Origin of the sequence: Methanospirillum hungatei (assembly GCF_019263745.1) — an archaeon.
Classification (GTDB): Archaea; Halobacteriota; Methanomicrobia; order Methanomicrobiales; family Methanospirillaceae; genus Methanospirillum; species Methanospirillum purgamenti.
Genome location: NZ_CP077107.1, coordinates 3,173,738 through 3,199,180, shown reverse-complemented (window position 1 = coordinate 3,199,180; position 25,443 = coordinate 3,173,738). Strand labels below are relative to the sequence as shown.

General features: G+C 42.9%; 30 protein-coding genes. 14 read left to right on the top strand and 16 right to left on the bottom strand.

The features are described 5' to 3' along the window. The 5 genes from KSK55_RS15525 to dinB form a co-directional block, all read right to left on the bottom strand. Complete coding sequence (locus KSK55_RS15525) at positions 1–1,047, bottom strand: 6-phosphofructokinase (protein ID WP_250545272.1); 1,047 nt, start codon at positions 1,045–1,047, stop codon at positions 1–3. Continuing rightward, on the bottom strand, positions 1,040–1,948 hold the full coding sequence (locus KSK55_RS15520) for a beta/alpha barrel domain-containing protein (protein ID WP_214421078.1): 909 nt from the start codon (positions 1,946–1,948) through the stop codon (positions 1,040–1,042). The genes KSK55_RS15525 and KSK55_RS15520 overlap by 8 nt, the downstream gene beginning before the upstream one ends. Before the next feature lie 85 nt (positions 1,949–2,033). Next, positions 2,034–2,276 (bottom strand): hypothetical protein, encoded by a 243-nt coding sequence (locus KSK55_RS15515; protein WP_214421077.1) that lies wholly within the window; start codon positions 2,274–2,276, stop codon positions 2,034–2,036. Positions 2,277–2,335: 59 nt separating this feature from the next. Next, positions 2,336–2,638, bottom strand: a complete 303-nt coding sequence (locus KSK55_RS15510; protein ID WP_214421076.1) for a hypothetical protein — start codon at positions 2,636–2,638, stop codon at positions 2,336–2,338. 116 nt (positions 2,639–2,754) lie between these two features. Then, positions 2,755–3,843, bottom strand: coding sequence for a DNA polymerase IV (gene dinB / locus KSK55_RS15505; protein ID WP_218607581.1), 1,089 nt, complete (start codon positions 3,841–3,843; stop codon positions 2,755–2,757). A 492-nt stretch (positions 3,844–4,335) separates the two neighbouring features. Between dinB and KSK55_RS15500 the strand changes: the two genes are divergently transcribed. Both KSK55_RS15500 and KSK55_RS15495 read left to right on the top strand, forming a co-directional pair. Next, positions 4,336–4,692, top strand: coding sequence for a hypothetical protein (locus KSK55_RS15500; protein WP_218607580.1), 357 nt, complete (start codon positions 4,336–4,338; stop codon positions 4,690–4,692). 50 nt (positions 4,693–4,742) lie between these two features. Then, entirely contained in the window at positions 4,743–6,809 is a 2,067-nt protein-coding gene (locus tag KSK55_RS15495) for an acetate--CoA ligase family protein (RefSeq protein WP_218607579.1), read from the top strand. A gap of 1 nt (position 6,810) precedes the next feature. Here KSK55_RS15495 and KSK55_RS15490 read toward each other — a convergent pair whose 3' ends face one another. The 3 genes from KSK55_RS15490 to KSK55_RS15480 all read right to left on the bottom strand — a co-directional run bounded on the left by KSK55_RS15490 (position 6,811) and on the right by KSK55_RS15480 (position 9,323). Then, a complete protein-coding gene (locus KSK55_RS15490; RefSeq protein WP_218607578.1) occupies positions 6,811–7,458 on the bottom strand; it encodes a response regulator in 648 nt (215 codons plus the stop codon). Positions 7,459–7,536: 78 nt separating this feature from the next. Beyond that, entirely contained in the window at positions 7,537–8,652 is a 1,116-nt protein-coding gene (locus tag KSK55_RS15485) for an aminotransferase class I/II-fold pyridoxal phosphate-dependent enzyme (RefSeq protein ID WP_218607577.1), read from the bottom strand. 89 nt (positions 8,653–8,741) lie between these two features. After that, positions 8,742–9,323 (bottom strand): hypothetical protein, encoded by a 582-nt coding sequence (locus tag KSK55_RS15480; protein WP_218607576.1) that lies wholly within the window; start codon positions 9,321–9,323, stop codon positions 8,742–8,744. A 96-nt stretch (positions 9,324–9,419) separates the two neighbouring features. Between KSK55_RS15480 and KSK55_RS15475 the strand changes: the two genes are divergently transcribed. Together KSK55_RS15475 and KSK55_RS15470 are read left to right on the top strand one after the other, a co-directional pair. Continuing rightward, entirely contained in the window at positions 9,420–10,130 is a 711-nt protein-coding gene (locus tag KSK55_RS15475; protein WP_218607575.1) for an endonuclease III domain-containing protein, read from the top strand. Further along, on the top strand, positions 10,127–11,086 hold the full coding sequence (locus KSK55_RS15470; RefSeq protein WP_218607573.1) for a DUF7544 domain-containing protein: 960 nt from the start codon (positions 10,127–10,129) through the stop codon (positions 11,084–11,086). Before KSK55_RS15475 ends, KSK55_RS15470 begins: the two co-directional genes overlap by 4 nt. A gap of 16 nt (positions 11,087–11,102) precedes the next feature. Here KSK55_RS15470 and KSK55_RS15465 read toward each other — a convergent pair whose 3' ends face one another. From KSK55_RS15465 to cbiM, 4 genes are all read right to left on the bottom strand, one after another. Next, a complete protein-coding gene (locus KSK55_RS15465; protein ID WP_218607572.1) occupies positions 11,103–11,945 on the bottom strand; it encodes an energy-coupling factor transporter transmembrane component T family protein in 843 nt (280 codons plus the stop codon). Further along, positions 11,942–12,775: an ATP-binding cassette domain-containing protein gene (locus KSK55_RS15460; protein WP_214421066.1), complete on the bottom strand. Its 834-nt coding sequence runs from the start codon at positions 12,773–12,775 to the stop codon at positions 11,942–11,944. The genes KSK55_RS15465 and KSK55_RS15460 overlap by 4 nt, the downstream gene beginning before the upstream one ends. 163 nt (positions 12,776–12,938) lie before the next feature. Further along, entirely contained in the window at positions 12,939–13,280 is a 342-nt protein-coding gene (locus KSK55_RS15455) for a PDGLE domain-containing protein (RefSeq protein ID WP_214421065.1), read from the bottom strand. Beyond that, positions 13,277–13,918, bottom strand: a complete 642-nt coding sequence (gene cbiM / locus KSK55_RS15450; protein WP_214421064.1) for a cobalt transporter CbiM — start codon at positions 13,916–13,918, stop codon at positions 13,277–13,279. The genes KSK55_RS15455 and cbiM overlap by 4 nt, the downstream gene beginning before the upstream one ends. Before the next feature lie 369 nt (positions 13,919–14,287). Here cbiM and KSK55_RS15445 point away from each other — a divergent pair, with 369 nt between their 5' ends. Together KSK55_RS15445 and KSK55_RS15440 are read left to right on the top strand one after the other, a co-directional pair. Beyond that, positions 14,288–15,688, top strand: coding sequence for a hypothetical protein (locus KSK55_RS15445; protein WP_218607571.1), 1,401 nt, complete (start codon positions 14,288–14,290; stop codon positions 15,686–15,688). Beyond that, positions 15,685–16,347 carry a tetratricopeptide repeat protein gene (locus KSK55_RS15440; protein ID WP_214421062.1) on the top strand — a complete coding sequence of 221 codons (663 nt, stop codon included), beginning with the start codon at positions 15,685–15,687 and terminating at the stop codon, positions 16,345–16,347. The genes KSK55_RS15445 and KSK55_RS15440 overlap by 4 nt, the downstream gene beginning before the upstream one ends. A gap of 2 nt (positions 16,348–16,349) precedes the next feature. On the opposite strand, the gene KSK55_RS15435 is transcribed toward KSK55_RS15440, so the two are convergent. From KSK55_RS15435 to KSK55_RS15420, 4 genes are read right to left on the bottom strand one after another with little or no spacing between them, the layout of a single operon-like run. Beyond that, positions 16,350–17,522 (bottom strand): M20 family metallopeptidase, encoded by a 1,173-nt coding sequence (locus KSK55_RS15435; protein ID WP_218607569.1) that lies wholly within the window; start codon positions 17,520–17,522, stop codon positions 16,350–16,352. A 15-nt stretch (positions 17,523–17,537) separates the two neighbouring features. Then, the gene (locus tag KSK55_RS15430) at positions 17,538–18,041 is read right to left on the bottom strand and encodes a hypothetical protein (protein WP_214421060.1); all 504 of its coding nucleotides are present in this window, start codon (positions 18,039–18,041) and stop codon (positions 17,538–17,540) included. 42 nt (positions 18,042–18,083) lie between these two features. After that, complete coding sequence (moaA, locus tag KSK55_RS15425) at positions 18,084–18,962, bottom strand: GTP 3',8-cyclase MoaA (RefSeq protein WP_218607567.1); 879 nt, start codon at positions 18,960–18,962, stop codon at positions 18,084–18,086. Continuing rightward, a complete protein-coding gene (locus KSK55_RS15420; RefSeq protein WP_218607566.1) occupies positions 18,949–19,572 on the bottom strand; it encodes an RlmE family RNA methyltransferase in 624 nt (207 codons plus the stop codon). Before KSK55_RS15420 ends, moaA begins: the two co-directional genes overlap by 14 nt. Positions 19,573–19,663: 91 nt before the next feature. Between KSK55_RS15420 and KSK55_RS15415 the strand changes: the two genes are divergently transcribed. The 8 genes from KSK55_RS15415 to asd all read left to right on the top strand — a co-directional run bounded on the left by KSK55_RS15415 (position 19,664) and on the right by asd (position 25,431). After that, on the top strand, positions 19,664–20,407 hold the full coding sequence (locus KSK55_RS15415; RefSeq protein WP_214421057.1) for a DNA polymerase sliding clamp: 744 nt from the start codon (positions 19,664–19,666) through the stop codon (positions 20,405–20,407). Between the two features lie 4 nt (positions 20,408–20,411). Further along, the gene (priL, locus tag KSK55_RS15410; protein WP_218607565.1) at positions 20,412–21,569 is read left to right on the top strand and encodes a DNA primase regulatory subunit PriL; all 1,158 of its coding nucleotides are present in this window, start codon (positions 20,412–20,414) and stop codon (positions 21,567–21,569) included. 183 nt (positions 21,570–21,752) lie between these two features. Next, positions 21,753–22,301 (top strand): thiamine-phosphate synthase family protein, encoded by a 549-nt coding sequence (locus tag KSK55_RS15405; protein ID WP_218607564.1) that lies wholly within the window; start codon positions 21,753–21,755, stop codon positions 22,299–22,301. A gap of 12 nt (positions 22,302–22,313) precedes the next feature. Further along, positions 22,314–22,508, top strand: a complete 195-nt coding sequence (locus KSK55_RS15400) for a 30S ribosomal protein S17e (RefSeq protein WP_214421054.1) — start codon at positions 22,314–22,316, stop codon at positions 22,506–22,508. A gap of 5 nt (positions 22,509–22,513) precedes the next feature. Continuing rightward, a complete protein-coding gene (gene dapA / locus KSK55_RS15395; RefSeq protein ID WP_214421053.1) occupies positions 22,514–23,389 on the top strand; it encodes a 4-hydroxy-tetrahydrodipicolinate synthase in 876 nt (291 codons plus the stop codon). Next, entirely contained in the window at positions 23,382–24,146 is a 765-nt protein-coding gene (gene dapB / locus KSK55_RS15390; RefSeq protein WP_214421052.1) for a 4-hydroxy-tetrahydrodipicolinate reductase, read from the top strand. The genes dapA and dapB overlap by 8 nt, the downstream gene beginning before the upstream one ends. 52 nt (positions 24,147–24,198) lie before the next feature. After that, positions 24,199–24,372 carry an indolepyruvate ferredoxin oxidoreductase subunit alpha gene (locus KSK55_RS15385; RefSeq protein ID WP_214421051.1) on the top strand — a complete coding sequence of 58 codons (174 nt, stop codon included), beginning with the start codon at positions 24,199–24,201 and terminating at the stop codon, positions 24,370–24,372. Between the two features lie 42 nt (positions 24,373–24,414). Further along, entirely contained in the window at positions 24,415–25,431 is a 1,017-nt protein-coding gene (asd, locus tag KSK55_RS15380; RefSeq protein ID WP_214421050.1) for an aspartate-semialdehyde dehydrogenase, read from the top strand. Positions 25,432–25,443 lie beyond the last annotated feature (12 nt).

The following is a 25,443-nucleotide window of genomic DNA, read 5'->3' as shown; positions in this document are numbered from 1 at the left end:
TCAGTAGAAGATCCGAGCCATTTCATAAAGTTCAGGATCAACTTTTTTCTGGGTAATTGCATCACTCAGAGGGATGGGAACGATTTTGTCTCCCTGAAGAGCAACCATGACGCCATAATTTCCTTCATGCAACTGTTCAACAGCTTTTACCCCATACCTCGTAGCAAGAACACGATCATGAGCAGTTGGCGAACCACCTCGCTGCACATGACCAAGGACCGTTACCCTGGTTTCTGAACCAATCCGCTCTTCAATTGCCCTGCCAAGAAGATGACCGATACCTCCCAATTGTTCATGCCCGAAATCATCCACTTTTGATGAAGTCGTTGCAAACCCGGTCATATCCGCAGGCTTTGCTCCTTCAGCAATTACCACAATTGAAAATTTTTTCCCTCTTTCACGGCGCTTTTTCAACCCCTCACAGACATCTTCGATATCAAAGGGAACCTCCGGGATCAGGATCTGATCTGCACCACCAGCAATTCCGGCCATCGTAGCAATCCATCCTGCATGGCGGCCCATAACTTCCAGAACCATAATCCGGTGGTGTGATTCAGCAGTTGTGTGGAGGCGGTCAATAGCATCAGTAACAATCGCAACTGCTGTATCAAATCCAAAGGTGTAATCGGTTCCTGATAGATCATTGTCGATTGTTTTTGGAATACCGACCACCGGAATGTGCATCTGGTGCAAGCGGGTTGCAACACTGAGGGTATCATCTCCTCCAACGGCGACAATAGCATCAAGACCAAACTTGCGGATATTTGTCAACATCTGCTGTGTCTGCTCTTCGCTTTTTAAAGGATTTGTTCGGGAAGTTCCTAATATGGTTCCCCCTTTTGGAAGTATTCCGGTGACTGAAAATTCTGTGAGGGGTTCTACCTCCCCTTCAACAATTCCTTTCCAACCGTTCCGAATCCCGATAACTGTGTAGTCATATAGGTGTGCAGTCTTTACCACTGCACGAATGACTGCATTCAGCCCGGGACAATCCCCACCACCGGTAAGTATTCCAATTGTTTTTATAGATCCGGTTTTTTTAACCATGATAAATCTTTACTGCATCTTCTACAGAGGCTCCATCTACCGTTATAGCATAGATGGCATTACACATCCGTACCGCTTCATCCAGTGGCTTCTGATGGATATTTCTGCCGGTTGCATTCCCGGAACATCCTCCTATGTGAATCTGCTCCCAGAGCTGGGTAAGGAATGTTGATCCATCAACACTCGATCCTCCGGCACAGACCACCTTTGTTCGTCCTGCTGCAAGCGTGGCCTCTTTAATCAGCTCAGCTGACGAAGCACCTTCAGCTTTAGGTGGGTTGACCTTTACAAAATCAGAACCCAGACATGCGGCAACTCCTGCTGCTCCAGCAATGAGATGTGGATCTTTTTCATTTCCAACAGCTTTCCCACGCGGGTATATCCAAAGTACAGTAACAAGACCATTCTGGTGTGCTTCGAAAATTGCCTGTGCTGCAGCACTTAACATGGCAGATTCATACTCTGAACCTAGATAAATGGTGTAACCAATTCCAAGGATATTGAGTTTACTGCATTTTCTGAATGCTACTACCTGTTCGATTGTATTAATGAGATTTGAAAATGGTTCATGTTGGGCAGTTGGAACCAGGTGCGTTTTTGAATTAATCTTAATGAGATAGGGAATCTTTGGATAGTCAGCACCATATTTTGCAATGAGTCCTAACTGTGTTGCAAAACACCCAATTTTAGATTTTGCCGCAATACGAAAGAGATGTTCAGGATCATTATCATCCTGATGAATTCCGTCCCCATAAAAGTCATCATTCAGATGCTCAATCTTTTGATCTCCGGCAAAAAGCATCAGGCGACCGGAATCATGAGTTATCGTCTTCAGATTTTTAAGATACGTATCCTGCTCACTTTTTGGAACATCTAGGGGAACAGCAAAGCCTTTGCTCATGCCATTTCTCTCACTTTTTGGACAGATAAACATTCCTTCAGAAACTCAAAGGGTCGGATAGAAAAGAAGAAAGAGGAGATTGTGGTTATCTGACTTGAATGACCTTTTCTTCACTGTTACGAAGCCGTGTACGTATCCAGGTCATGGCGTCCAGCTTATTTTTAAATGCTGCAATATTTACTTGCTCGCCATCTTTCAAATGAGCCCGAAGAATCGCTTTTTCAACGATAACCTGGCCCTTTCGCTCCTTCGTCACTTCGACAACCAGGAATTTTGAAATGTAATCAAGATTAATTACCTGGGTTCCGACATCAAGCCATTTGGGCATATATTGTTCCGACTATCCAGAAAATGAAATGCGCTTATATTCTGTATCTTTTAAGATCGTCACTTAATTATACGATCTCGCGCCTGGTTAATAAACTCTATACCCTCACGCCGGATCTCTTCACATACCTGAACTACATCTCCGGTAATCTGATCCAATTTTCGCCCCAGGTGTTGCCGCCCTTCCTGGCTTGAGATCAGGTCACTTCCTGCAGACAGCAATTCATCTATCCCCCGACCAATGAGCCCTGCTGCTGAACGGAGCCTGACCTCAATATTTTCTTGTGGTTCAGATGGAACTTGCTCCTCTGGAGTATTTTCAACCCATCTTCCATTTTCAAAATGTCCCCCCGATTCTCCCATACTAGTATTTTTCTCCCGTGAATTTATCAATCCTTGTGTTATAATGTCCATTTCATCGTGGATAATTGACCTACGATCTTTGTAAGATCTGATTATCACTGAAGAATATCCGCTTTTCAGGATATTTCGCTTTGTTTAAAGTCAAACAGAGTTCTCTGAACAGGGTCAGGATATACAAGTCCAAAACATCTGACACCGATAAGCCGTACTGGTTTCGTATCCCACATATCAGTAAATAAACCATATACGGCTTTTTCTATGATCCTGATATCCCGGGTAGGTTGCATGAATGTGACCGACTTTGTCCGCGTAATAAAACCCGGATATCGAATCCTGATCCCAATGGTGCGCGAATAAATATTTCGTTCCTCAAGTTCTCCCTGAAGAGAATATATCATCGTTTGCATGGAGCAGAGGATCGTATCAGGATCTGATGTGTCTTCAAGAAATGTATGCTCACGACTTATCGATTTCCTTTTACCTGAATTACGGAGACCTTCCCGATCAAGACCTTGCGCAATCTGATACAATCGGACTGCATGAGATCCAAAGATGTCTTGGAGTACCTGAATATTTGTTGTAGCAATATCGCCGATAGTATGTATTCCGGCATCTGTTAATGCTAGTTCAGATTTTTTTCCAATACCTGGAATTGCACCTGCAGGAAGATGAATTAAAAAGGGAAGCAAATCTGTAGGTGAGACGATTGTCATACCATCCGGTTTATGCAGCTCAGACGCCATTTTTGCATATATTCGGGAAGGAGCGATGCCAACCGAACAAGTCAGACCCTCCTGCTGCCTGATTGCTTGTTTTATCGCGGTCGCCACATGAGCTGCTTGTTCGTATGTTACACAGGAAGTAAGATCCAGATACGCCTCATCTATCGAGACCTGTTCTATTTCACCGGCAATATTTTGCACAATAGACATGATTCGTGCTGAAACCTGAGCATAAACGTCCATTGAGGGAGGGATAAAAACCGCTTGAGGGCATAACTGGTATGCACGTGATATGGGCATCCCTGAATGAAGACCATATGCCCGTGCTTCATATGAACACGTGCTGACAACACCCCGCCCCTTCCCCAGCATGGGATCTGCTCCAATGACAACAGGAAGACCAGCTAAATTCGGATTATTCCTAATCTCAACAGAAGCATAAAATGAGTCCATATCTAGATGAACAATAATGAATTCTTCCATCTGATCCAGAGTGTATGACACATGAATAGTCAGGCATCAGACTTGAGCCTTATTATCAAAAGGAAGTAGTCAGAATATGTGGTTTTGCGAAAGTGAAGGGATTTATTAATTTGACCTTAAATATAATATTTTCAAAAAATATTGGCGAATTCCCATTAATTAGAAACAGGACAAAACCCATTTTTCACTTTCACCCTGTTTACCATAACCTCTTAAACCCTCATTCTGACTAGGTAGGTGTGCAGGAATGTGCCGGAGCATCTCAACGAAACATAAGTCCCCCAAACCCCCCACATGCCACTATATCCCACCTGATACGATTTGCTCCGGAACCAGTGCTGCACAAAATATCACCACCTTATACTCTATCATGTTATTCTCTCCTTTTCAGTTTTTACCAGAGTCATGTAGACGAATACTCTTGACCTGATATGACAAATATATAGAATCATTCATAGCCCATTCCGGGCACCTGATTGATGAGGTATACACATGACTGATACATTTGGTTCCGGATGTACACCGGATAAATGCGGAAGCTGTCCTGGTTGTGGAGGAGATACGATTGAAAAAATATCCCTCCGGGTAGAATGGAAGCATAAAGGAGAGACACCTGAAGATCCGGATGTGATTACTACGGTCATCAATGATCTCGCCAGTGAACTCATCGTTTCAGGCGTGGAACTGACCTATATCAACAATACATTTGGAGCAGACATTCCGGAAAATTCATCAGCATTCTTGATTAATGGCCATCCACTGGCAGAAATTGTAAAACTTGAACCCGGTGAAGTCACAAAAGAGCTCTTACGGAAAGGTATATTTCAGGCACTTCTTCAGAATCTCTAAGAGATAACCCTTATCTTATTCGTATTCTATACTCACCTTCAGGAAGAACCATGGAGAAAATACTCCTCCCTGAATTTGAAGGGTACCAGATTCTGAGCAGGCATGAAATTCCTGTTCCAGATTATCTTTTTGTCACTTCGCATGAAGAAGTGCTTACAGCAGCGGAGAAAATCGGATATCCTGTTGTTATAAAGGTTGTATCTCCCCAGGTAATTCATAAATCAGATGCTGGTGGAGTTGCTTTAAATCTCACCTGTCCTGATGCTATCAATACCGCGCTTGTGCAGATGGATTCCCGTGTTACCACAACCATCCCAGATGCTGATATTCGAGGGTATATGGTAGTGAAAGAGATCCCTCAGGGAACTGAGTTCTTAATAGGGGGGAGGATTGATCCATCATTCGGTAAAATTATCACCGTTGGAATGGGTGGAATCCTGGTCGAATTGCTCCATGATTTTTCCATGCGGGTTCTTCCTGTATCCTTAGATGAATATCGTGAGATGATCCGGGAAATGAGTGGATATAAACTCATAACCGGATTTAGAGGGAGAAAACCACTTGATGAAGATGCCCTTGTCACCCTGCTCCAGAAAGCCGGAACGATGTTCTTTGAAGACGAACATATAGTAGAATTTGATATTAATCCGGTCATCCTCTATGAAAACGGGTCATATGCTGTTGATGCACGAATCTATGTCAGGACCGGAGAACCGGAAATTGTCCCAGTGCGTCAAGAGCTACCACCTGTCCCAGACATTCTCCATCCTTCCTCTATTGCAGTAGTAGGTGCTTCCCGCAATCCTGGAAAAGTCGGGTATGCAGTCTTTCGAAACCTCCTGAATTTTAAAGGGAAATTATATCCGGTCAATCCACAAGCTGAAGACATCCTCGGAGTTCCTGTATTCAAATCTCTTTCAGACATTCCGGATCAGGTTGAGATGATAGTCATTGCTATACCTGCACCAAAAGTTCCAGAAATTATAAAAGAAGCCGGGAGCCGGGGAGTGAAGGTTGCTGTGATTCTAACCGCCGGTTTTCGAGAGACAGGCGAAGAAGGGAAAAAGATCGAGAATGAACTCCTCAAAATAGCACGGGAGACAGGAATCAGGATAATTGGTCCGAATTGTCTGGGAATTATTATTCCTCCTCTTGAACTCAATGCAACTTTTGATGTTCAGTCCCCTCTTTCTGGTCAGATAGGATTCATATCTCAAAGTGGCGCGATCATTACCACTGTTCTTGACTGGTCAATCTCCCGTCGAATTGGTTTTTCATCGGTCATTAGTGTAGGTAACCAGAGTGACATGGGATTTGTGGAGTATTTGCAGGTATTAGACCAGGATCCCACAACTTATGCCATAATTCTGTACGTAGAAGAGATCCGGGATGGGAGAGATTTTCTAAAATATGCTGCGACAATGAGAGGGAGAAAACCAGTCATAGCCTTAAAATCCGGTTCTTCGGTCAGAGGACGTGAAGCAGCATCCTCACATACCGGATCCCTTGCCGGAAGTTTTGAGACATATATCGCTGCATTCAGACAGGCAGGTGTTATTCCAGCATTTTCTTTAAACGAGGCATTTGATATTGCACGACTGGTTGTTTCTGAAGGGTATCCCCGTGGAAAACGAACCATCATATTGACAAACGCCGGTGGTTTCGGTGTTCTTGCATCGGATTATGCAGAAAAATATGGTCTTGAAATGATTAACTTACCGGATGCTGTCTATGATGAACTCAATAAACTTCTTCCCGATCTCTGGTCACATAAAAATCCGGTAGATCTCCTCGGAGATAGCAATGCTTCCAGGTTTGCCCGTGTATTTGATATCCTGATAAAATATCAGAATTTCTGGGACATTGCCTTTGTTATCACTGCACCGGTTGCATTAATGGATCCAAAAAACCTGGCACATGAAATGATTCGCTTATCCCGGTTCACACGTTCGATGGTTGTAGGATGTCTTCTTGGAGGTGATTCGATGAAATCTGCCATTGATATGCTTGGAGAAGCACACATACCTAATTATCAGGATCTACAGGATGCTTTCAGAGCGGTAGGATCAATCATCAGCTCATGTGTTGTTGACGGGAATGGTGATGAAGAAGGATAATTCACATATTTTTCAGATTGGTGCCGAACAAAGTGAAATTAATATCTTTTTGTAAATCATCATACTCCTGCTGCAGTTTAAGTAGAAATTTTGCATAATCCTCTGGACCATACGTTTCACTCTCTTCAGCCGGGTTATGATGTCCATACCGTTCTTCAAGAATACTCTGAAGTTTTCTTGCAACATAGATGATCCGATATATTGTTGCCAGTCGCCGTATCTTCTCTTCCGGGTATCCTGCACGAAGACCCTGCAGTATTATCTCTTCAATCTTCTGAACTTTATCCAAAGCATTTGTTATATGATCAATACATCGTTTTGGAGTGATGGGTTTCATCACATAATCTTCGATGCAATAGGAGTATTGTTCTGCTTCCCGGTAGGTAAGGTTTTTACCGGTTTGCATTATGACCGGGATATTTTTAACGTCCTGAATTCTTTTCAACCGGTTTAGTGTCTCCCACCCATCCATTGGTTCCATCATCATATCGAGAAGAATAAGGTCAGGCCGGTATTCAGTGTTTAAGAGTTCAAGACACTCCTGCCCTCCAAGAACACCTTCGGTTTTAAACCCGTATTTATTGAGACCAATTACAAATAACTCATTTAAAGCGGGTTCATCATCAACGATAAGAACATGTGGGGGCATGAAGGTACCTATCTTATCATGTTTGTTTGCTATCGGTTGCATTAAATAATACCGAATGGCAAACTACACCAATTGTTATCATTTCTCTTGGAGATACTGAACCAGTTTGTTTAATGACTGGTGCATATCTGACCTGCCATATCCAAACCTGACATATGAACCATCCACACCGAATACGGAACCGGGTAAAAGCAGCACCCCAATAATCTCTCTGACTTCATCACAGAATTTTTGTGCAGACATACCATTAATAATCCGTGGAAAGGGTGTAGATCCTGCAATCGGAGCTGACCAGGTCATTACATGTGAAAATTTTTTAAAAAAGTCTGAGAGAAGGTGTAGGTTCTGATGCACTATTGCGAGGTTTTTTTGCAGAATTACATCTTTATTTTGAAGAGCAAGTGTTGCAAGAAATTCTGATGGTGCAGATGAACAAATCGTAGTATAATCTTTCATCGCCAGAAACCGTCTGACAACCTCCTTGTCATGGGTTGCAATCCACCCGATTCGAAGCCCTGCAAGACCAAATGCCTTGGACATAACACCAATGGAAATGTTCCTCGGGTGCTCATCTGCTGCTGCTGAAAGCTGAACTTCTCTGGCGTGCTCAAGTCCACGATATACTTCATCTGATATGAGCCGGATTGAAGTCTCGCGTATGATCTTATTCAGATCATTCCACTCGCCATGAGTAAAGAGATGTCCTGTTGGATTATGCGGAGAGTTTACAACAATTGCTTTCGTATCAGGTCGGATGAGTCTTTTTAACTCTTCAATGTCAGATACCCACCCTGAACCGTTCTCTTTTAATTCCCATCGCGATACCGCACAACCAATTGCATTTGCAACTTCATACAATGACTGATATGCCGGGGCCTGGACAATGACATGATCACCGGGAGAGAGAAGAATATTCATAAGAAGGAAAATTGCTTCTTCAGCTCCTGCAGAGACAACAATCTGGTCAGAATTGAGGGAGGTATAGAGGTTTGCTATCTCCTTCCGGAGTGCAGGATTTCCTTGTGACTCGGTATAACCAAGCCCAAGATTATGAAATTCTTCATCCGCTCCAGGTTTAAGTGATAATAGTTCTCGAATTGTCATCGTTTCACTATCTGATGTACAAAGAAGAAATGGAGCTGAAAATTCATGGAGTGCAAGATAACGTTCAAGTTGAAATTCAGAAATTTTCATAAAAGAATATTAAACCCTGTTAGCAATAGGATTTATCACATGATCCTAGGTGGCCTGCCCGGATTTATCCATTTCTGAAAAAAATCGAACTATCCTTTAATCCTGACATAAACAAAGGTTATACAGACAACGATGGTTAAACAGATAATCAAAAAGAAAATGACCGGGTTTGCCATAGACTGGCCCATGAAAATGGCATGAATTGCTGCGATGATTATCGCCGGATAAACCAGCATATGGATATATTTCCACTGTTTTTTGATTGTCATTCGAAAAAGACCGGCAAGAAAAGCTGCATAAAATAATAGAATTGCGGTTCTTCCTCCTGTAGCAAAAAAAGAATCCCAGGAAGAGATATCTGGAATGAATACCCGGAAGTCATGGGCAATGTATGCAAACAAAACCGGGTGCATTGTTACAAATACAAGACCGGCAATCACAAAGTAATGATGAATTTTTAAAAATGGTTTCCCTAAATGCGATTTGACCTTTCTTTTCAAAAGATTCAGGATTATTCCTATTGACAGTGATATAAATCCCCAAAGGGCAGCAATCCGTAAGAGCGTATACAAACTCCAACTCGTTTCCTGACCTGATATGATAAACAGGGGAATCAGAAAGAGAATACATATTCCGGTATACACAAGAAGATGATGCAATCGCCCTCTCATGCATTATACTTGTTTTAAAACCATAAGATTCATGTGTCTTGATTTTTCAATGAAGATTTATGAGATGAGATCTCACACGGTATTGGAATTATTGAAATGAGAAACTGGACAGGAACAGATCTAATTAGTTTTTACCAGGTATTACACGATACATATGGTCACCAACACTGGTGGCCGTCAGACTCGGCATTTGAAACCATAATTGGCGCAATATTAGCCCAAAATGTATCCTGGAATGGTGCCTTTCAGGCAGTCTGTGCATTATCTGAGGCACATTTGTTAGATCCTCACTCATTGTATAATGCTGGCCCGTCACTTATCGCTCCTTTGATCCGTTCATCCAGATACTACAATCAAAAAGCCAATAAAATAATGAATTTCCTGGAGTGGTTTCTAAGTTCCTGTAAAGGTGAGATAGCAAAGATGATGGCTATTCCAACAGAAAGGGCTAGAGATGAACTTTTGACAATATCAGGATTTGGACCTGAAACTGTTGATTCTATTCTCCTGTATGCACTTGAAAAACCGATATTCGTTGTTGATGCCTATACTCGCCGGATTGGATCACGTCAGGGATGGTTTAAACAGACAGCAACCTATGCACAGATGCAGGAATACTTCATGGATCGCCTCTCTCCGGATGTCGCTTTGTATAATGATTTTCATGCTCAGATAGTCAACCTAGGAAATAAGGTCTGCAAAAAAAATCCGCTCTGTGATACCTGCCCAGTTCGGATAGGTTCTGGTCTTCCTGGATGTATACATGGAAAAAACCAACAGACTATCCAATCTCCGGAGATAATATGAGTGAGTACCTTGCAGTCCTGGCAATTGTTCCTGCTCTTCGACATACGAAACAAATTTTTTGGCCCATAAAAACAGGGCAGATCCTTCGTCTCCTAATCATCTCATTTTTCATTGGTGCCTGGATAACAAGCCCGATACCCCAGGATTATTCATATGCTGACATTCCATATCTTTCAGCACTTAACGGGACTGATGTGATAACTGAAGAAACCGGACGGATTTCCATGGTAATGACAGGGATACTCTTTATCCTGCTTGTGTATGCCTTACTCAGCTCAATTTTCCAATTTATCTTTGTCGATTATCTCTCTGCAGAAACATTACGAATTTTGCCTTCATTAAAGATGCGGATCGGAATGGGATTAAGGCTAATGACTTTTTATCTTAGTATTATTCTCATCATCGGTCTATGTGCAGCTGGTGCAATAATTGGAATTGCAATGCCTGTTCTTATTGAGAATCCTGATAATCAGACCATGTTTTTTGTTGCACTGATATACACCCTTACCGGGCTTTTGATATTGATACTTCCGGTGTGGGTACTCACCATTATAACAACCGACTTTGTTGTTCCGGTTATGATGGTGCATTTATGTGGGATTATTCAGGGCTGGACCATCCTGCTCCGTGAATTTTCAGGAAGATGGGACGAAGTGGGTATTTACCTCCTGATAAAGATTAGTATCGATTTAATCGTAGGGATAATCCTTGGAGTAATGCTTGTGTTGGTAATGCATCTGTTGGGATTTCCTGTAATGCTAATTATTCCCGGTCTATCTACATCCACCGGATATTCATTGTTCGAAGCCATTATCCCTTTTCTTATAATGGCTGTAATCACTCTATTCGTTATGACACCAGTGGTTACCTTTCTTCGATATTACGCTCTCATTTTTTTGGAATTACTCTCTGAAACCTATACATTACTTCCTGAAGTATACCAATGCAGGAGATGATACGTTACATGTCTAGCTATCTTGGAAGAAAGCAGAACATCTGAATCGGATCAAACCAGCAGATCAATGGAGCAAGTATGATAATAAGCAGGCAAATGCCAAGAAAAACGATATCTGCAGACAATAAGGGTTTATTTCGAATATATATATAACTGTCCCGTCCATATCCCCGGCAAAGCATACTGGCATATGTCCTCTCTCCCTGCTCAAGTGACCGTATAAACATCGAACCCATCATATAACCCATGTTCACAATCCGGTATCTGTATGGCAAGCGGTGATCAAAAGGATCAAAAAGACGGGTTTTTAAGGCATCTGTTACTCTTCTGTAGATGATTCCAAACACAAACAAGTACCTGATCATCATTCCGAGGGCCAGGATGAGTTCTGGAGGAACTTTTAATCTTCCTGCCGCTTCGAGAAGATCCTGTAGGGAAGAGGTTGAAGACAAAAGAACAATAAAAGAGTAGCATACAAGAAATTTGATCAATAATATTGAAGCGAATTCAACCGATTCTGAAAAAATCGTAACTCCAAAGGGTAGTTCGATGATTGGGTGGTATTCTGTATAGTACCGGTTCTTAAAAAAAATTTGAAAGCCGCATAGCATAAAGCCAAATGGTAAAGCGAGCAGAAGTCTTCGGAAATATACCATCGGAGAGAGTCTTGAAAGAGCCCAGAGTACCAAAAACAGACCAAATAATATTGCTGCGACTTCGTATACAATAAGAGAATATGGGACAGCAACAAGGCCAACAATAGCAGCACAACATACGATGATTTTTACCCGTGCATCCAGGGAATGTATGACACTTTTTTGGGATGTTACCTGTTCAAGATCAAATAAATCCTCGATCATGACATCTTTCCAAATGCTTTCAAAAATGCCTGTTCTGCTTCCTGGTATGTATACCCCATCTCTATTGGAACACCCTGGGACTGGAGTGATGTGATGAGTTTTGGGAGAACAGGGATATCCAGACGAACACTTGCAAGGAGTTCGGGCTGTGAGAAAACCTCTGGAACTGTCCCTTCAGCGACAAACGTTCCGGCATTCATAACATATATGTAATCAGCAAGTTCTGCTACAAGTGATATGCTGTGGGTCGAAAAAATAACCGTCATCCCATACTGAACAGAAAAATTTTTTATGAATTTTACAATATCTCTGACTCCCTGGGGATCAAGCCCTGCAGTTGGTTCATCAAGTACAAGAACCTGTGGTTCCATGGCTATAATGCCAGCAATTGCAACACGCTTTTTTTCACCACCTGAAAGATGATGAGGGACTCTTGTCCGGTAGTCAAGCAGACCGACAGTACTTAACGCTTCATGAACCCGATGCTTTACTGCTTCTTCATCCAGTCCCATATTGGTCGGTCCAAATGCCACATCCTGTTCAACCGTAGGAGAAAAAATCTGATCATCAGGATTTTGAAATACAAGCCCAACTGTCCTTCTGACTTCCCTGATATTTTCTTTTGTTATTGGTTCTCCTCTGATCAGGACTTTTCCGGTTGTTGGCTTTAAGACACCGTTAAAATGCTTAAACAAGGTACTTTTTCCAGCACCATTCGGTCCAATTATTGCAATCCTGGTATTTCGGGGAGCAATAAAGGAAATATTTTTTAGAGCATCAATGTTGCCCTTATATGTATGACCTAACTGTTGCGTCTCGATAATATGCATGAAGGTATCTCCTGTCTGGAGTCATCAGAGTGATGGACCAGAATGGAATCGATGATATGCAGGAGTACCCATTACAGTTCTTTTAATAAAATATTACTGAAACAATATTCGTAATAAAATAACGCACTAAAAGGAAAAAGGGGATTATTTTTCACTATTCAGATTATGTTCCTTCTTTACTTACTCTCAAAATGTAAGAAGCGCCCATCACAACAAGGAGAGTAATGAATATACCTGCGATAATAGCAACAATACCGCCTGATAATCCCATGTCCTCACCAAGTGAATAATCTGGCATTGGAGAATCATAAGAAAATGAACCGGTCCCTATTACTTCAGGATCTCCTTCCTCTGGTGCCTGTCCGGTCAGATCCTTTTGTCCGGATACAACAAGAGCAGTACTTTCTAGTCCGTCCGGATCTCCGGATGCAAAAAATACCGCAACAATTCCAATAGCCAGAGCAAGAAGGATACCAACCAGAATAAAGGTCTTATTGTTCATCATGCTGAAGCAACTCCAATGGATGAGTCAACCAGATCAGGACGGGCCATTGCCAGTACATAGATGATTACAGCAGTAACAACGCCCTCTATTACGCCGATAATTGCGTGGTATATACCCATTGCAACAAGTCCAGGGACAAGGGGGAATGTTCCGGCAATTGACATCTCAACCGCACATGCTAGAGCAGGAACAAGACAGGCCAGCCATGCCGCAACAGCACTTGAGATGTATCCATTCTTTAAAATTTTTTGTAATCCCTGGAATGAATAATACCCGACAAATCCTCCAATGACTCCCATATTCAGAATATTCGCCCCCATAACTGTAATCCCCCCGTCTCCAAAAATAAATCCCTGGATAATGAGTACAAGGGTCAGGATAAAAACGGCTGCAAATGGTGATCCAAGAACGATTGCCGCAAGTGCCCCCCCAACGAGATGCCCACTAGTTCCCATAGATACCGGAAGATTAAAACTCTGAAGAGCAAAAATTCCGGCTGCAAGAACTGCAATCAATGGGATTTTATCTTCATTTAACTCTGAACGGGCCCACTTGATCGCTAATGCTAGGAACACTAATGCAATAATCCAATACACTGCTGCTTGTGGGAGAGGAATAAATGCGTCTGGTATGTGCATATCTACACCATCCTACTATTTGTACAAATATTATTAAGATGTTACGAATTGAAGATTTTGTATAAATTATAATGAAAAATCTTGCGAGGGTAACAAAGAATTTACAATTTACGTTTTTCACGATTTATATTCTAAATGACTCTTTATGGAAAGTATACCCTCAGTATTTCACCAATGATACTCATGAGAAGACTAAAACCAACACGAGATACATTTTTTTAAAAGAAAACATAAACCGAAGGATAAATTTTTTACATTTTTTGGAATCGTAAAGGTCAAAAATCTCTCCGGTTTTCGACACCCGGTTCATGCATCTGTTTACCCAGATGGAATTCTTTCATGTGAGTAAACCACAAATATAGTATAAGTATGAGATTTGTTCAAGCAGTACTTTCCCTGCTTTTCACATTCATTATCATCACATGTATTCTGCCGGTTCAGGCTGTTCCCCCTCTTCCAGCGGAATTTTATGGAAATGTTTTAATTGATGGCACACCTGCGCCTGCAGGGACAATAATCACAGCATTTCTCCAGGATGTATCAAAAGGATCCATTGTTACAGAAATTGACGGATTTTATGGCGGTCCTGGACTGTTTGATCCACGATTAAAAGTAAACGTTTCCGAAGAGGAATTCCAGTCTGGAAATCTGCTTATCAGTTTTCAGATAAACGGAGTCCCAGCATCTCAAACAGTAGTATATGAACCCGGAACATCTCAGCAATTTGATCTATTCACTGGAGGTACTTCCCTAGGTGAGAATATATATGCAGGTCAGACTCCGATACCTGCCCAGACACAGCCTCCTGTTAACACTATGCAACCTGGAGAAAATTACACTGAACCTCCACGATCTGAACCATCTGATTCAGATCCCACAATCCGGTATGGGCTGGAAACTGAAGAAAACTTCAAATCTGACGATGGGATGGCAAAAGTTACATTTGAGAAAGATACACTTTTATTTTCTCCATCCGGAGAATTTTTGCAGAATGTAAATATTTCATCACGAACGATTGCAGATCTACCTCCGATAGACACAAACCAGTCACTATCTTTCTCAGGTTATGCGTATGAAATATTTCCAGAACGGACGTACTTTAATCCTGAAGGAAAAATTTCATTCCAAATCCCTCTTGAGAAGATATCTGATCTACTGGCATTAAATCCTCAAATCCATAAGTTCAATCCCCAGACTGCTACCTGGGATTCTGTCCGAACCAGTTCAAATCAGTTTACCGGAGAGATAAGTGGAACAATTTATGAAGCAGCAATATACGGGCTATTCATCGAAAGCCAAAATGCATTTGCTTCACCTACACCAACTGAAATAAATTCTGTTCCTGCCACCCTCCCCCCGATAGCTGGTCAACCACCTGCCACAATACAGCAACAATACCCACTACCACCAGCACCTCCATCTGCCGGAATCGCATATGAGCCTGTTTATCCCTCGCCTGAATCGATGATAGACCAGGCCCAGGTGGGAGTAACACCAGAACCCACCGTGCAAATTGAACCGGTGCAGACTGAAACTCTCTATGGAGTAGAACCAGTTTCAACAGAACCTGCCATATATCCTCAGGAAATTACTCAAGTTCCCGTTCAGGGTCCATCTCCAATCACTGCCGGACCCACCATTATTGACTCTCTAAAAAAGGCGATGTCTAGTCCGGTTGGACTTGGCGTCGGTCTTGTCCTGTTGATCCTTCTTATTAACGCAATAGTATATGCTATCTACACCCGATGGTGGCTGGTTCGAAACCCATGAACACGAGAAAAGCGTACACGGCAGCAACAGTTATTAGGGACATTCAACGGGGAAGGCCTGAAAAGGCACTCAAATCCCTTGAAAAACTCTTCCGGGACTCCCCAGACAATCCTGCGCTCTGGAACCTGAAAGGGATTGCATTAGGAATGCTTGGGGAGCATGAAGAATCCCTTGGATGTTATGAACGGGTTCTTGCATCAGATCCATCTCCAGCTGTTTACTGGAACAATAAAGGACTTGCTCTTCAAAACTTAGAAAGATACGCAGAAGCAGAAAAAATGTATTTGCAGGCATTGGAAAGGGAGCCTGAGTCTTTAGAAGCGAGATATAACCTGGCAAACACTCTTCAGTCATTAGGAAGATATGAAGAAGCACTTACCTATTATGAAAAAGTTTTGGATTTCCGCCCAGATCATATTCTGACCATGTTGAACATGGGTAATGCTCTTGCAGCATTAAAACAGTATGACAGAGCAATTGCTACTTACCTAGAAATTTTAGAGATCTGTCCGGAATATCCTGATGCTGCATATAACATCGGGCATACCTATGAAGAACAAGGAAACCAGATACAAGCTGCTGATTGGTATAGGCGTACCTTGGCGATTGATCCGAATTACCATCATGCAAAAGAGCAACTTACGCAACTAAAAGGATAAAATCAGGGGGAGGGTATGTGTGAAAGAACATGCATATAGACATCCTTGCAATGCTCAAGCATATGAATCGGGACACATTCATTGACTGCGTGAAGGCGTGATAGATCACCAGGACCATAATTAACAACTTCTGCTCCAATTTCCCGTAGGTGACGAGCATCACTTGCTGCTTGTGTAACACCGGGCTTCGCCTTTTTTCCATGCACAGCCAAAATACCTGCACAAACAAGATCACAGAGCATTCCTGGACGGCTGAGTGTGGGTTTTGCAACATCCATAACATCAACCTGAGTATCAGAAAGATGAGTCTGGATATCCCGAATCAAGGAGTCAACATCACAACCCCATGGAATCCGCATGTCAAGATCCAGCAGGCATTTTTGGGCTATGACATTCATACGCTCTCCGCCGGAGATTATTCCTGGATTGTATGATACCCGGCTCAGAATAGCAGTTGATTGCTCTTTTGTTATTGACAGCAGGGCAGAGAGTGATTGCGTAGTATTTTCAATTACTTCACGGACCAGGGGATCATCAAGCCATCTTCGTGAATGAATATTCTCACAATACTCAAGGAATGAACATGCCTGAACTATTGCAGAATTACCAAGAACCGGATGCAAAGAAGCATGCCCTGCATCTCCGGTAAACGTAATATGAAGTCTGAGTACCCCTTTTTCGCCAATTACCGGTGAGAGTTCCGGAGTGGGTTCTGCAATCAGACATGCTTTTGGACGAAGAAGACGTTTCTGTACAAAATATTCCATGCCAAAATCCCCATTTCCCTCTTCATCACAGACAAAAGCCAGATCAACTGGTGGATCAATACCTCTGTCAATTACCTCTGCAAGGGCACTCAAAAGGGCAGCAACTCCTCCTTTCATGTCAGTAGAGCCTCTCCCATAGACACAGGTCTCATCAATGAATCCAGAGTAGGGAGGATTGATCCAGCCATCATCAAGTGCTGGAACAACATCAACATGTCCACATAAAAGAAAATGGTTTTGAATATCTTTGGAGAGAAGGTTCGATTTTCGCCCCTGACTGACAACTTTCGTATCTACTCCTATACCTGAACAAATCTCCTGCAGGTAAGAGATCACCTCATCTGTATATCCTGGAGGATTCTCTGACCGAATTTTCACTAGTTCAGAACAGAGACGAGTTACATCCATACCAGATCTCCACAGTTACCGCTGATTCATATACTGCGTATACAACTGTGCCATGTTTGATCCATTGTAAATGGAAGCAAGGTATGCTTTATCAAATATTTCATCAATCATGACCCTGAACACAGCAGGAGGTGTAGGTTTTTTGTCATTGGGATCCAGGACAATCCGAAAGGATCGGTATGATGCCATATCATTTGGATCATGGATTTTCTGAAGAAACAAAGGAAACTTTTCATACTCACCAGGGTGGTTTTCCAAAAGCCAGTTCATAAATCCATCAAAACATGAAAGTCTATCCTGCATGGATTGATCTTTTCTATATTTGAGGTACTCACGAGACAAAAGATTCCGGGGTGAATCTGCATTATATGCGAAGAGGGAAATTGAATAATCCAGATGCGCCATAGCATCAAAAAACCAGAAACTCAGGTCCGGATGAAAATCGGACATGTTTTCCAGTATCAGCGATTTGTCATAAAAGGTTTCAAGAACCTTTTCATACTCATTATTCTCAAGCATGATCACAAGATTAGCGTTCTAGACATAACCATTTCCGCATTATCATTTATTGTATGGTTCACGCTTTTTTGCAGCAGTCTGAAAGAGTTTTAAGAGTTCTTCGCCTCGTTTACCCCTGATATCAACTAAATTATCATCTCTAAGCAGACAGGGTTTGAGTTTTCCATCTGAGGTGACCCGCATTCGTGTGCAATGATTGCAAAAATCAGAATTGTGCCATGGACGGACAAATTCTATCTCTGCACCTTCATAACAATATTTTTTCCGGTGATGCATTCTTCGGGTTATTACTTTGCGCGAATGTATGGCGATTTTTTCTTCCAGTTCAGCAAGGTCAGCATGAAGAGGGCACCCTCCCAGATCCATGAGCTCAATAATCTGCAGAATGAGTTGGCGATCACCGGAAACGAGGTGAATGAAATCGTCAATTTCACCTTCATTGATCCCTTTTAAAAGAACCATGTTTATCTTGATTGGAGTGAGCCCTGCATTCCGTGCAGCCTCAATACCTTCAAGCACATCAGACAATAATCCGGTTCCAGTGATTGCCCGGTAAGTGTCAGGATTCAGTGAATCAAGGCTTATATTCACCCTCGATAATCCTGCAGCCCGAAGATCAGACGCCATCGATCCAAGAAGGGTTCCGTTTGTAGTCATGGATGATTCAATCCCCGCCGGAACTGCTTTGATAATGTCAACAATATCGTTCCTGAGAAGAGGTTCGCCACCTGTGAACTTTATTGACCGTATTCCAAGAACATTCGCAATATCAAGAATCGCCTTAATATCCTCAAGAGAAAGGGGATTTTCTGGTTTAGTCTCTCCTTCCCGGTGACAATATACACAGCGGAGATTACATCCCGAATTTACAGAAATTCTCAGATTCGAAATAGGCCGGCCAAACGTATCATGCAGATCCATCTGACGAAAACTCCTCCGGATTAGGCTGATTACCAATGAAATTCTTTGCTATGATATACATTTCAGTACTTCCCTTGCGGGTGGTCTGTGCCTTGTATGTTCTGACGGAGTAGAAATCCAGTTTGATCTGGTTGTAGAGCCAGCTGAAATCCTCACCCTGAAATGATTTCATGATCATATTCCCTCCCTGTTTGAGAACCAGACGTGCAACATTAAGGGCCTGGCTGTTCAGTTCAATGGCTCTGGCCTGATCTAGTGACCGCTGACCGGAAAGTTTTGGTGAGGCATCACACACAATGCCATTCACTTCAGGCATCAACTCTCTTATTCTGGCGAGAATCGCCGGATCAGTAAAATCTCCGGTGATGGTTATGACACCTTCCATAGGAGTGATAGGATTTAAGTCAACTCCGACGATAACTCCTTTTGTTAACTCACGCAAAACCTGCAGCCAGCTTCCTGGTGCGGCTCCAAGGTCAAGTATGTTATCATCAGGACGAATAACCGGATTTCTGCGAATTATTTCCTTCAGCTTCATCGCTGCCCGCGAGCGATACCCAGATTGTTTAGCTTTAAGATATGTTTTATCTTTACCCCATTGTGAACCCATAAAATTTATCGACCTGATAGTTCCTCAATTATATGCGAACCCGGCACATATATCTGTGTCAAATCACAACCTGAATGCATAGGGAGCGCAGATGCTGAAAGCAACAATCAGTGCAGATATATTCAGGGATACCGTTGATGCCCTCTCTGCTCTGGTAACTGAATGCAGACTTCATTTTTCTGATACCGAAGCTTGGGTAAGGGCTGTTGATACTGCCAATGTGGCAATGATCATCTTAACCTTAAAAAAAGAAGCATTCAGCCAGTTCGAGGCAACAACCGGAGAGATTGGATTAGATATCGCAAAACTGAAAAATACATACTCCATGATGGGTAAGGCAAGTGAAATTCGCCTTGAACATCCAGAAGGAGCAAATAAAATTGAAGTTACCTTTGAAGGATACCATTATTCAATCACACTCCTTGACCCAAATACCATCAAGAAGGATCCGAATGCGCCAGGCATTCAGCTTCCGGGGCAGGTAACCATCGCAGGTGCAGAGCTCTATAATGTTATCAAGTCTGCATCTATCGTGTCAGACAAGATATGGTTCTCGATCGAACCCGAAAATAAAGAGTTTGTTCTTTATGCAGAAGGAGATTCAGATAACATCAGAAGATCCTTTTCTGCCGGAGAAGTAATTGCGTCAAACTGGGAATCTGCAAAATCATTGTTTTCAATTGATTACCTCAAAGATATGGGAAAAGTGATGAGTCATGCTGAGAAAGTCACGATTGACATCGGTATAGACCATCCGGCAAAATTCTCCTTTGAGATTGCAGGTGGCAACGGACAAGTTGAATATCTGCTTGCACCCCGGATTGAGGCTGACTAAATGTATGGTCACCCTTGATCGCAAAGATCTGGCAAAATATCCTTTTTTAAAAGAGTCTCAGTCGTATATTGGGACGATTAGTAGTTCACTTGAGCAATATCTTCAGTCACCGGGGGGAAAACATGCCATCAAAGAAGCCAGCACTACGATGCAGTGTGCGCTATCCTTCAACGGAAGAGAGTTACCCCCCCTGCCAGATATCCCTCCGGATGCTGAATCAATAACGAATATTATTGCTTCCTACCCGGTAAGCCGGATTATAGTATCATGCGCACAGGACCGGGTTCTCATCGATCGCTTGGTCAGATACCAGTCATGGCTGGTTTTTGCATTTCTCCAGGATGAATCCTCAGATGTAAAACGATTCATTAGAAAGTCAATCGGGCTGCCGGAAACCGGAACTGAAATTTCTGTGACTGACTATATACCGGTGGCTTCCAGGATGCAGGAAGAACGATGGCGACTGATAAACAGGGTTGTAATCAGAGGTAAGGTCAGGGTTGCTCCTTTAGAGTATGACGAGATTGTCAGGGAGCGACTTAGATATGTAATGGCGAGAAATCTGCCTATCAAGGTTCCTTCATCAATTTGTGAACTCTTGCAACCGGAAGTCGACAATATAAAATCAGAATGGCAGAAACATATTCTTGAAGAATTCGGAAAGGTAGAGGAATCAGCGTTTCCACCTTGTATGCAGGCCATTCTGGGAGCAATTGCAGGTCAGGGTCATCTGACGCATATGGCACGATTTGCCATATCTGCATTTCTTCATAACATCGGAATGGAAAATACCCGTATCATTGAGTTATATGGAAATGTTCAAAATTTTGATCTTCGAAAGACGATGTACCAGGTTGAGCATATTTCTGGAAGGGGAGGTACCAGTACTGAATATATCTCCCCACAATGTGCCACTATGCGAACACATGGAATTTGTATTCACCCAGACAGTCTTTGTCAGAAGATCAATCATCCATTAACATATTACAAGCAAAAAAAACGGGAAATTTCAAAGAAAAACTTAAAAAGTACATCCGAACAGAAAGGATCCCGGCAGATTTTGGACAAAGCAGGTACTAAAAAGAGTGAATCAGGCGGAGACTCCTCTAATCAAATACCCTCCCGCGCTGATGGTGGCAACAAAGATGAGCAGGGCACCTAAATATCCAATTTCACCAGGAAGGACTGCCGGTAGAAGGAGAATAACCACAAGAAATACTATGAGACTTCCGACTCCGACTATGGCATCAAGCATCCATCGTTTCATATCTTGAATATTATGAGTCATGCCGCTGGTTAAGATTTATGGGATGAATAAATTTTGATTACCTCTCTCTGGGGACACATGAAAGAATCATACAAAGATAAAGTCAAACAAGAACTCTGTCGTGCGGTAGCACGATTAATCGATGATGTTAGTCCAGAACTCATACCTGATGATGGTATGGAGTTAGTATATGCAATCCCGGCGGCACGAACTCCTGAAGATGTCGGTTCATGCACTCTGTTCCCTGGCCGAAATCATATAAATATGGATAATATCGAATTTGGACGAGTTTCAGCCATGACATCCGGCATTCTCACTGCCATCAGGTTTGCTCCAGAGATACGATGCGCTGGCTCAATAAAAAATATCGACTCACTGACCTGGATAACTGATGAAATGCTTTTTGAAACATCTACCTGCGATGCCGGGGCAATACCTCCTGGTGTATCAACCATGGACTGGGCTGTTGCATTCTGCAGCGAACAGGAAACAGGAGTTCCTGACATTTTATTTATAAAAAATAGTCTAACCAAGGTTCAGGAAGCCCGGATATTTGGAGAAAATCCGGGATCCGTTGCAACAAATCTTATTAAGATATCACAGCGCATTATTGATGCAACTCACTGAGAGAGATATATCATGGGAATTAAACCGACTTATATCAAGAAAATCGGGACAGAACTTCTTGAGTTCCACGAAGAGAAGTTTTCTAACGACTTTGAAGAAAACAAAAAAGCGGTAGCAGGCGCAACAAATGTTCCGAGCAAGCGGGTTAGAAACAGAGTTGCCGGATACATCACAAGAAAGATAAATACTGGGAAATTCAAAAAATAATCCTCATGTTTGAGGGTGTTTTCCCCGCATTGATTACTCCTTTTCAAAGAAATCATGGACGGAATCTGGACCTTGATGGTCTTCGTTCCAACATAGCGCACCTTGTTGCCGCAGGGGTTCATGGCGTTGTTCCCTGTGGTTCAACTGGTGAATCTGCAACTCTTTCTTTTGCTGAACATGAACAGGTAGTAGAAGTTACTATTGATGAGGCAGGTGGAAAAGTTCCGGTTCTTGCCGGAACCGGTTCTAACAATACATCAGAAGCACTTCGGTTCACAAGGGCTGCGAAGGATGCAGGGGCAGACGGCGTGCTGGTTATCAGTCCATATTATAACAAGCCGAACCGTTCTGGCCTTGTCAAACATTACACAGCCCTTGCAGACTGTGATATCCCTGTAGTTGTCTATAATGTCCCAGGAAGAACCGGACAAAATGTTACACCTGATGTAATCGCTGAACTGGCAAAGCATCCAAACATCGTCGGCGTCAAGGAAGCAAGTGGCGATGTTGGCCAGATTTCGTCCATAATTGAACTCACAAAAGACGAGGATTTTTCTGTTATCTCTGGAGATGACAATCTTACCCTCCCAATTCTAGCTTTAGGAGGAAAGGGAGTCATATCAGTAGCGGCGAATCTCTACCCAAAACCGATGATTGAGATGTACGATGCAGTCCAGAACGGGGACTATCAGACTGCACGTGATATTCATTATACCTATTCACTCCTTTTCCGGTCGATGTTTATAGAATCCAATCCAATTCCGGTAAAGAAAGCAGCTGAACTCTTAGGAATGGCTGCCGGACCACTTCGGCTGCCCCTTGATGAAGCATCAGAGCAGACAACAGCAAAATTGAAAGAGGTATTGTCCAGATATGATTAAAGTAGTAATTTGTGGTGCATTCGGTCGGATGGGGACCACCATTGGAGGCATTGTATCCAAAGAACCGGATATGCAGTTGGTCGGAGGAGTTGACATAAAAACAGGAACATTTTTTGATGCTCCAGTCGTCTCATCCGAAGAATTCTCCGGATTGTTAACCTCAACAAAACCAGATGTTGTTATTGATTTTACCATTGCCGCAGCAGCTGCTAAAAATGTCCCCATAGCTGCGCTTGCCGGGTCTGCCATTATTCTTGGTACAACTGGTCTTACTTCAGAGCAGCGGAAGGGAATAGATGATGCAATAGCAAAAGGAAATGTTCCGGCTGTAATATCAACGAACTATTCAATCGGTATGAACATACTCTGGACACTTATCAGAGACGCTGCAGGTAAACTGAGTGATTATGACATCGAACTCACTGAAGCACACCACCGGTACAAAAAAGATGCGCCGAGTGGAACTGCAAAAACGATCCTGCAGATTCTTCAGGAAGAGATAGGACCCCGGGAAGAGATCTACGGGCGCGAAGGTATGACCGAGAGAAGTTCCGAGATCGGAGTGCATGTCATCCGCGGAGGAGATATTGTCGGTGACCATGCCGTTATGTTTTCAAGTAACTATGAAACGGTGACTCTTTCCCACCGGGCATATGACCGGGCCGTTTTCGCAGAAGGAGCGGTACGGGCAACACGGTGGATTGTAGGGAAAAAACCAGGGATTTATGGAATGAAAGACGTCCTAAATCTTTCATGACCTTTTCGAAACCTATTTTTAACTATTTCACCAAGATTTTGAGGAGATATCAATGACTGCAATTGTTGATAAAAATAAATGTACCGGGTGTGAAACCTGTGTTGATGAATGTCCGGCTGCGGCAATCACCATGGAAAATGAGAAGGCAGTAGTGAATAATGACCTCTGTGTAGACTGTGGTTCCTGTGTGGATGTCTGTCCCGCAGAAGCTATCACCATGGAATAAAATCCTCCTTTTTAATTACTGGTTCAGATATATATACGTGGTATGGTTAGTGTTGGAGTCCTCGGCGCAACCGGCGCTGTGGGCCAGCGTTTTGTCCAGCTCCTGGCTGATCACCCGTATTTTGACCTTACGGTTCTGACAGCCTCTGAGCGGAGTGCTGGGAAAAAGTATCGCGATGCGGTCAACTGGAGGTTGGATCTGCCACTTCCGGAATCTGTTGGAGACATCACCGTAACAGACACCCGGATTGAAAGTCTCAAAAATGTTGATATTGTATTTTCAGCCCTGCCTGCTGATCTGGCAACAAAAATTGAGATTGATTGTGCGAAAGCAGGTGTCGGTGTCTGCAGTAATGCCAGTTCTCACCGGATGTCACCTGATGTTCCGCTTGTAGTTCCTGAAATCAATGCAGATCATCTGCGCATGATAGAGTTACAACGGGATTCAGGCACTGATGGATTCATTGTAACAAATCCCAACTGCTCTACCATCATGCTTACAGTCTCACTGGCGCCAATCAGAAACTTTCACTTTACCGACCTCCGGGTAGCGACTATGCAGGCGATCTCCGGGGCAGGTTTTGAAGGAATTCCTGGAATGTCTATCTTTGATAATGTGATCCCTTATATTGGGGGAGAAGAGGAGAAGATGGAACGTGAGACTTTGAAGATCATGGGTACTTTTGATGGGAGTGAAGTCATCAACGCTCCATTCACCGTAAGTGCAAGTTGTAATCGCGTTCCGGTTATTGACGGCCATTCAATGGCAATCTGGATTGATATTAAAGAATCGGTGGAAGAAGTAGCAAAGGCATTCCGGAATTGGAAATGTCCACTCAAGGATCTGCCAACTTTACCTGAGAAATCCGTTGATTTCATGACCCAGCAGGATCGTCCTCAGCCACGTCTCGACCGCATGAAAGGGAAAGGAATGACCGTATCGGTGGGAAGGCTTAGACCTGGAATCCGATACATTGCTATGGGACACAATACCATACGAGGTGCTGCCGGAGCCTCGGTGCTGAATGCCGAACTGATCTGTGACCGCGGGTACCTGTAAATAATATGGGTA